The organism is Streptomyces sp. 8L, assembly GCF_020176795.1.
In the GTDB taxonomy this organism is placed as follows: domain Bacteria; phylum Actinomycetota; class Actinomycetes; order Streptomycetales; family Streptomycetaceae; genus Streptomyces.
The window spans coordinates 1-7049 of sequence record NZ_JAIUKE010000247.1 but is presented as its reverse complement, the minus strand read 5'-3'; the positions used below and the strand labels follow the sequence as shown (position 1 = coordinate 7049).

General features: G+C 72.0%; 6 protein-coding genes. 5 read left to right on the top strand and 1 reads right to left on the bottom strand.

What is annotated here, in order from left to right; all coding sequences use genetic code 11:
* Nucleotides 1-121 precede the first annotated feature (121 nt).
* Nucleotides 122-2530, bottom strand: coding sequence for an endopeptidase La (lon, locus tag LCE31_RS20845; protein WP_225016351.1), 2409 nt, complete (start codon nucleotides 2528-2530; stop codon nucleotides 122-124).
* A 469-nt stretch (nucleotides 2531-2999) separates the two neighbouring features.
* Between lon and LCE31_RS20840 the strand changes: the two genes are divergently transcribed.
* The 5 genes from LCE31_RS20840 to LCE31_RS40510 form a co-directional block, all read left to right on the top strand.
* On the top strand, nucleotides 3000-3494 hold the full coding sequence (locus LCE31_RS20840; RefSeq protein ID WP_374118511.1) for a cytidine deaminase: 495 nt from the start codon (nucleotides 3000-3002) through the stop codon (nucleotides 3492-3494).
* 159 nt (nucleotides 3495-3653) lie between these two features.
* Nucleotides 3654-4379 carry a spermidine synthase gene (locus LCE31_RS20835; RefSeq protein WP_225016349.1) on the top strand — a complete coding sequence of 242 codons (726 nt, stop codon included), beginning with the start codon at nucleotides 3654-3656 and terminating at the stop codon, nucleotides 4377-4379.
* A gap of 140 nt (nucleotides 4380-4519) precedes the next feature.
* Nucleotides 4520-5257, top strand: a complete 738-nt coding sequence (locus LCE31_RS20830; RefSeq protein WP_225016347.1) for a response regulator transcription factor — start codon at nucleotides 4520-4522, stop codon at nucleotides 5255-5257.
* Nucleotides 5254-6414 (top strand): HAMP domain-containing sensor histidine kinase, encoded by a 1161-nt coding sequence (locus tag LCE31_RS20825; protein WP_225016344.1) that lies wholly within the window; start codon nucleotides 5254-5256, stop codon nucleotides 6412-6414. The genes LCE31_RS20830 and LCE31_RS20825 overlap by 4 nt, the downstream gene beginning before the upstream one ends.
* Nucleotides 6415-6777: 363 nt before the next feature.
* Nucleotides 6778-7049, top strand: a 272-nt coding sequence (locus LCE31_RS40510; protein WP_225016342.1) for a 2-oxoglutarate dehydrogenase E1 subunit family protein, incomplete at its 3' end; no start/stop codon positions are given.

Sequence of the window (7049 nt, the reverse complement as noted above, 5' to 3'; positions counted from 1 at the left end):
CCCACCACAGCCCTGGGGCCCGCGTTCCCCCGCGCCGGGCGGGCCGCGGGGGGGGGGGGGGGCGGCGGGGCCTGTTGGGGGGCCGGCGGCCCCCACCAGGGGCGGTCGAACGGGGCGTCGGTCAGGCCGCGGCGGAGACCGGCAGTTCCGCCGGGGACAGGGCGAGCTCCAGGACCTGCCGGACGTCCGTGACCGGGTGGACCTCCAGCTTCTCCAGGACCTCGGCCGGGACGTCGTCCAGATCGGCCTCGTTCCGCTTCGGGATCACGACCGTGCTGACGCCCGCCCGGTGCGCGGCCAGCAGCTTCTGCTTCAGGCCGCCGATGGGCAGGACCCGGCCGGTCAGGGAGACCTCGCCGGTCATCGCGACATCCGTGCGGACCTGCCTGCCGCTGAGCAGCGACGCGAGGGCCGTGGTCATCGTGATGCCCGCGCTGGGGCCGTCCTTCGGGACCGCTCCGGCCGGGAAGTGGATGTGCACGCCCCGGTCCTTCAGGTCACCGACCGGCAGTTCGAACTCCGCACCGTGCGAGCGCAGGTACGAGAGGGCGATCTGCGCCGACTCCTTCATCACGTCACCGAGCTGGCCCGTCAGGGTCAGGCCCGCGCCGCCCGTCTCCGGGTCGGCCAGCGACGCCTCCACGAAGAGGACGTCGCCACCGGCTCCTGTGACGGCCAGGCCCGTCGCCACGCCGGGTACGGCGGTGCGGCGCTCCGCCGGGTCCGTCGCGGACTCCGGCACGTGGTGCGGCCTGCCGATCAGCTTGCGGAGGTGCTCGGAGCCGAGTGCGAACGGCAGCTCGCGCCGCCCCAGCTCGTGCTCCGCCGCGACCTTGCGCAGCAGCCGCGCGATCGCCCGCTCCAGGTTCCGTACGCCCGCCTCACGGGTGTACTCGCCCGCCAGCTTCCGCAGCGCGTCGTCGCCGATGCTGACCTCGCCCGTCTCCAGACCCGCGCGCTCCAGCTGCCGGGGCAGCAGGTGGTCGCGGGCGATGGTGACCTTCTCGTCCTCGGTGTAGCCGTCGAGCGTGACCAGCTCCATGCGGTCGAGCAGGGCCTCGGGAATGGCTTCGAGCACGTTGGCCGTGGCCAGGAAGACCACGTCGGAGAGGTCGAGTTCGACCTCCAGGTAGTGGTCGCGGAACGTGTGGTTCTGCGCCGGGTCGAGGACTTCGAGCAGCGCCGCCGCCGGGTCGCCCCTGAAGTCGGAGCCGACCTTGTCGATCTCGTCGAGCAGGACCACCGGGTTCATCGACCCGGCCTCCTTGATGGCGCGGACGATACGGCCGGGCAGCGCGCCGACGTACGTACGCCGGTGGCCGCGGATCTCCGCCTCGTCGCGCACGCCGCCGAGCGCGACGCGGACGAACTTCCGCCCCATCGCGTGGGCGACGGACTCGCCGAGGGACGTCTTGCCGACGCCGGGAGGACCCACGAGGGCCAGCACGGCCCCGCCGCGGCGGCCTCCGACCACGCCGAGACCGCGGTCCTCGCGGCGCTTGCGCACCGCCAGGTACTCGGTGATGCGCTCCTTCACGTCCTCCAGGCCGGCGTGCTCGGCGTCCAGGATCTCCTGGGCACCCCGGATGTCGTAGGCGTCCTCGGTGCGCTCGTTCCACGGCAGTTCGAGGACGGTGTCGAGCCAGGTGCGAATCCAGGAGCCCTCCGGGCTCTGGTCGCTGGAGCGCTCCAGCTTCTCGACCTCCTTGAGGGCCGCCTCGCGGACCTTCTCCGGCAGATCGGCCGCCTCGACACGGGACCGGTAGTCGTCGGACTCGTCGTCCTCGCCACCGTCCAGATCGCGCAGCTCCTTGCGCACGGCCTCCAGCTGGCGCCGCAGCAGGAACTCGCGCTGCTGCTTGTCGACGCCCTCCTGCACGTCCTTCGCGATGGACTCGGCGACGTCCTGCTCGGCCAGGTGCTCGCGGAGCAGCCGCGTCGCGAGCTTGAGCCGCTCGACCGGGTCGGCCGTCTCCAGGAGCTCCACCTTCTGGGCGAGGGACAGGAACGGCGAGTAGCCGGAGTTGTCCGCGAGCGCCGACACGTCCTCGATCTGCTGGACGCGGTCCACGACCTGCCAGGCGCCGCGCTTCTTCAGCCAGTCGGTGGCGAGCGCCTTGTACTCCTTCACCAGCTCGGAGACGGAACCCGGCAGCGGGTCGGGGACGGTTTCCTCGATGCTGATGCCCTCGACCCACAGGGCGGCGCCGGGACCACTCGTACCGGCACCGATCTGCACCCGCCCGCGACCGCGGATCAGGGCGCCGGGGTCGCCGTCGGAGAGCCGGCCCACCTGCTCGACCGTGCCGAGCACGCCGGTCGAGGCGTACGAGCCGTCGACGCGCGGCACGAGCAGCACCTGCGGCTTTCCCGCGCCGGCGCCCTCGGCACGCGCGGCGGCCTGGGCGCCCTCCACGGCGGCACGGACCTCGGCGTCGGACAGGTCCAGGGGCACCACCATGCCGGGGAGCACGACCTCGTCGTCGAGCGGCAGCACGGGAAGCGTGAGCGGTGTGGAAATTGCAGCCATGATCTCCCCTTCGGCAATCAAGTTGAGCTATGCAGGCTCAATGCTTATGAGTGCCCGGATGTTCCCGCCGGGGCCGGATGTTCGCCGTGAGCGATCACTCGCTCGGGGCCGCCTCCTCGCCTCCGGCGTCGGCCCCGCCGCTCACCTGCGCGTTCGTGAAGGCGATCGCGGTACGCGCTGAAATGCGCCGGGCCGGGGGGATCTGCCTCCGCGCGCACCCGGTAGGGCGGGAACGCCGCGTACGGCGAGCGCATTCCGGCCGGAGGAGCGCCGCGCGACGGGCGGGAACCCGGCCCCGCACGCCCGCGTCGAGGTGCCGGCCACCGCCCCCGGGGACCCCGCCGCGCCCGCGTAAGGATGCCCACCGGGGCGAACCGCGCACCCCCGGTATTCGCTTGCGCGGCGCCGCGACCCGGGCCACCGTCTCCTGACACCAGACGAAGGCCGAGAGCCGAAAGCAGGAACGCACATGACCGGGCGGACCCACCCCGTCGACCGCGGACTCGTCGAGGCCGCGGAGCACGTCGCGCGCACCCGGTGCCGGGGCGACAACCACACCGTGGCGGCGGCGGGCCGCGCGCCGGACGGCCGGATCGTCACCGCCGTGAACGCCTACCACTTCACCGGAGGCCCCTGCGCCGAGCTGGTCCTCGTCGGCGCGGCGGCCGCCCAGGGCGTGTACGACCTGGACACCATCGTCGCCGTGGGCGACCGCGACCGGGGGGTGATCCCTCCGTGCGGCCGGTGCCGGCAGGTCCTTCTCGACTACTTCCCCGCCGTCCATGTCATCGTCGGCGCGGGCGAGCGGCTCCGCGAGGTCCCCATCACCGGCCTGCTCCCCGAGAGCTACGTCTGGGCAGCCCACCAGCTCGACGCCCCCGGCGCCCCGGTTCCGGACCGGACGGGCAACGGCACGGGCGCCGACGTCGGCGCCGGGGAAGCCGCGCCGCCCGCTTCGGACTGACGGCGCCGGACACGGACACGGCACGCTCGCTGCGAAGATGGGCCCTGTGCGACGCCCGCGCGAGACGCCGGGACGCCGCCGCACCACGGCGGCGTACGACCGCGTGAGCACCGCGTCCGAAGGCCCCGGCGGGGCCGTACGAGAGACAGGAGCACCGACGTGCCCGATCCGGCCGCTGCCCGGGGCAGCGCAGCAGGGCCGCCCGTCACGCTGGACCGGCGGGAGGGGCCCTACGGCGAGATCGTGCTGCGCCGGCGGCCCGCCGAGGGCGACGGCGCCGACGTGCTGGAGATCATCTCCAACGGCACGTTCCTGATGGACACCTCGGACGGGCGCTCCGAGCGGCTGCTGGTCGACGCCGCGCTGCGCGCGCTGCCCGAGGAGCGGCGGGCCATGCTGCCGTCCGTCCTCATCGGCGGCCTCGGCGTCGGCTTCTCGCTCGCGCACGCCGTGGCGGACGCGCGGTGGGGCCGGATCACGGTGGTCGAACGGGAGCAGGCCGTCATCGACTGGCACCACGAGGGACCGCTCGCGCGGGTGTCGAAGGCCGCGCTGGTCGATCCGCGCACTGTGATTCTGCACACCGATCTCCTGGAGTACGTACGTACCACCTCCGACAGGTATGACGCACTGTGTCTTGACATCGACAACGGGCCGGACTGGACCGTGACCGAGAGCAACGAAAACCTCTACACAGAGGAAGGACTCGCCGCCTGCCAGGCCCTGTTGAACCCCTCGGGGGTGCTCGCCGTCTGGTCTGCGCAACCCTCTCCGACCTTTGCCGATGCATTGCGGAATGCCGGATTCACCGGGGTAACGGCCGAAGAGGTGGGGGTTGCCCGGGGAGTACCCGACGTCGTCCATCTCGCTGTTCGCACTGCGTAGCCGAAAGGCGCCCCCTACCTCTACGCTGCTCCACGAAGTACAGGATTCGACGATCTACGACACCCCCCAAGGCAGTCCACGACGTAGACCGGCGAATCGAGGGCATACGGAGCGCGGAGAACGCGTACCAGGGGCGGGCGATGGAGCAGACACATACCAGCCACAACGGAGTGGCGGCCACGCCGGGCGCTCAGCGTCGGGTCCTCGTCGTCGAGGACGACGCGACCATCGTCGACGCCATCGCGGCCCGCTTGCGGGCCGAGGGCTTCCTCGTCCAGACCGCCGTCGACGGCCCCGCTGCGGTCGACGCCGCGGAGGCATGGCAGCCGGATCTGATGGTGCTCGACATCATGCTGCCCGGGTTCGACGGACTGGAGGTGTGCCGCCGTGTGCAGGCACAGCGGCCGGTCCCGGTATTGATGCTGACGGCGCGCGACGACGAGACGGACATGCTCGTCGGGCTCGGCGTCGGCGCGGACGACTACATGACGAAGCCGTTCTCCATGCGGGAGCTCGCGGCGCGCGTGCATGTGCTGCTGCGCAGGGTGGAGCGGGCGGCGCTGGCCGCGGTGACTCCGCGCAGCGGCATCCTCAGGCTGGGCGAACTGGAGGTCGACCACGCCCAGCGCAGGGTGCGGGTGCGCGGTGACGACGTGCACCTGACCCCGACGGAGTTCGATCTGCTGGTGTGCCTGGCGAACACACCGCGGGCGGTCCTCTCCCGCGAGCAGCTGCTCGCGGAGGTGTGGGACTGGGCGGACGCCTCGGGCACGCGGACGGTCGACAGCCACATCAAGGCTCTCCGCCGGAAGATCGGCGCGGAGCGGATTCGTACCGTCCACGGCGTCGGCTACGCCTTGGAGACCCCCGCGCCATGAACCTGGCAGGCCGGCCGGGGGACGGCGGCGGACGGAGTGCGCGGCGAGCGGGATCGGGAGAGGGCCGGAACGGCTGGGACCGGCGTGACCGGTGGGACGTCCGGCCCTTCTCGATCAAGGCGAAGCTCGGCACTCTGGTCGTGGTCTCGGTCTTCATCACGACCGGACTGCTGATGGTGGCGCTGCGGACCAAGACGGAGCTGCGGTTCATCACGGTGTTCTCGGTGATCGCGACGCTGCTGATCACCCAGTTCGTGGCGCACGGCCTGACCGCGCCGCTGGACGAGATGAACACCGTCGCCAAGGGCATCTCGCACGGCGAGTACACCCGCCGGGTGAGCGGCGCGGACCGGCGGGACGAGCTTGGCGACCTCGCGTCGACGATCAACCGCATGGCGGACGATCTGGAGGCGGTGGACCGGCACAGGAAAGAGCTGGTCGCGAACGTGTCGCACGAGTTGCGCACGCCGATCGCCGCGCTGCGGGCCGTCCTGGAGAACGTCGTGGACGGCGTCTCGGCCGCGGACCCGGAGACGATGCGCACGGCGCTCAGCCAGACGGAGCGCCTCGGCCGGCTGGTGGAGACGCTGCTCGACCTGTCGCGCATCGACAACGGCGTCGTGCCTTTGAAGGCGACCCGCTTCGAGGTGTGGCCGTATCTGTCGGGCATCCTCAAGGAGGCCAACCTCGCGGCGGCGCAGCGCGGCATGAGCAGCGGCTCCGGGCTGCACACCAGGACGGACGTCCATCTGCACCTGGACGTGTCGCCGCCGGAGCTGACGGCGTACGCGGACGCGGAGCGGCTGCACCAGGTCGTGGCGAATCTCATCGACAACGCGGTCAAGCACAGCCCGCGGCACGGGCGGGTCACCGTCCGGGCGCGGCGGGGCGAGGCGGCGGAGTCGCTGGACCTGGAGGTCCGGGACGAGGGTCCCGGCATCCCGGAGGAGGAGCGCAGCCGGGTCTTCGAGCGGTTCAACCGGGGCCGCATCACCTCGGGCGGCGGTCAGGGCGGCAACGACGGCGGTACGGGCCTCGGCCTCGCCATCGCGCGCTGGGCCGTGGATCTGCACGGCGGCCGGATAGGAGTGGCCGAATCCGCCTCCGGCTGCCGGATACAGGTCACCCTTCCGGGAGTGCCGGGCCAGCGGGGTTGACGGCGTGCGCCCGTCGGGACGAGCGGTGCCGGTACGTCCCCGTCACACGGGCGCGCCGGGAAGACACCGGAAAATACCGGACTGGGTGGTTGGCGTATGCCCCCATCCGGGTACTACCAGTTCAGGACCGGCGTACCGGAGACAGAGTGGGCCAGGGTCGCGGACGCTCCAGCCGCTCGCGAGGGCGTACGACCCTGGCCTGGCAAAACACGTTTGATTCCCGCCAAAAGGCACGCCGAAACACCTCGTCGGATGTGATGTGCACGACGATGGACCGTCCGGCCTGCGTCCGGCCGCCCGGTAGGCGTAGCCTTGATTTCCGCTGTCCATCACCTTGTGAAGCGGAAGAGGGCGGTTCACGCCGTGTCGTCTCAGTCCCCCAGTAACGCGAGCATCTCGACCGATGGCCAAGACGGGCAGGGTGCCAACCCTGCCACCGCCTTCGGCGCCAATGAGTGGCTTGTCGACGAGATCTACCAGCAGTACCTCCAGGACCCGAACTCCGTCGACCGTGCCTGGTGGGACTTCTTCGCCGACTACAAGCCGGGTGGCACCGGCACGGCGGACAAGACCCCGCAGCCTGTGGCCGCGGACGCCGCCGCGGCTCCCGCGAAGCAGGCGGCCCCGGCCGCGCC

Bases quoted from the DNA above. Each gene is read 5' to 3' on its own strand.
- lon (WP_225016351.1), bottom strand. From the start codon at position 2,530: ATGGCTGCAATTTCCACACCGCTCACGCTTCCCGTGCTGCCGCTCGAC.
- LCE31_RS20840 (WP_374118511.1), top strand. From the start codon at position 3,000: ATGACCGGGCGGACCCACCCCGTCGACCGCGGACTCGTCGAGGCCGCG.
- LCE31_RS20830 (WP_225016347.1), top strand. From the start codon at position 4,520: ATGGAGCAGACACATACCAGCCACAACGGAGTGGCGGCCACGCCGGGC.
- LCE31_RS20825 (WP_225016344.1), top strand. From the start codon at position 5,254: ATGAACCTGGCAGGCCGGCCGGGGGACGGCGGCGGACGGAGTGCGCGG.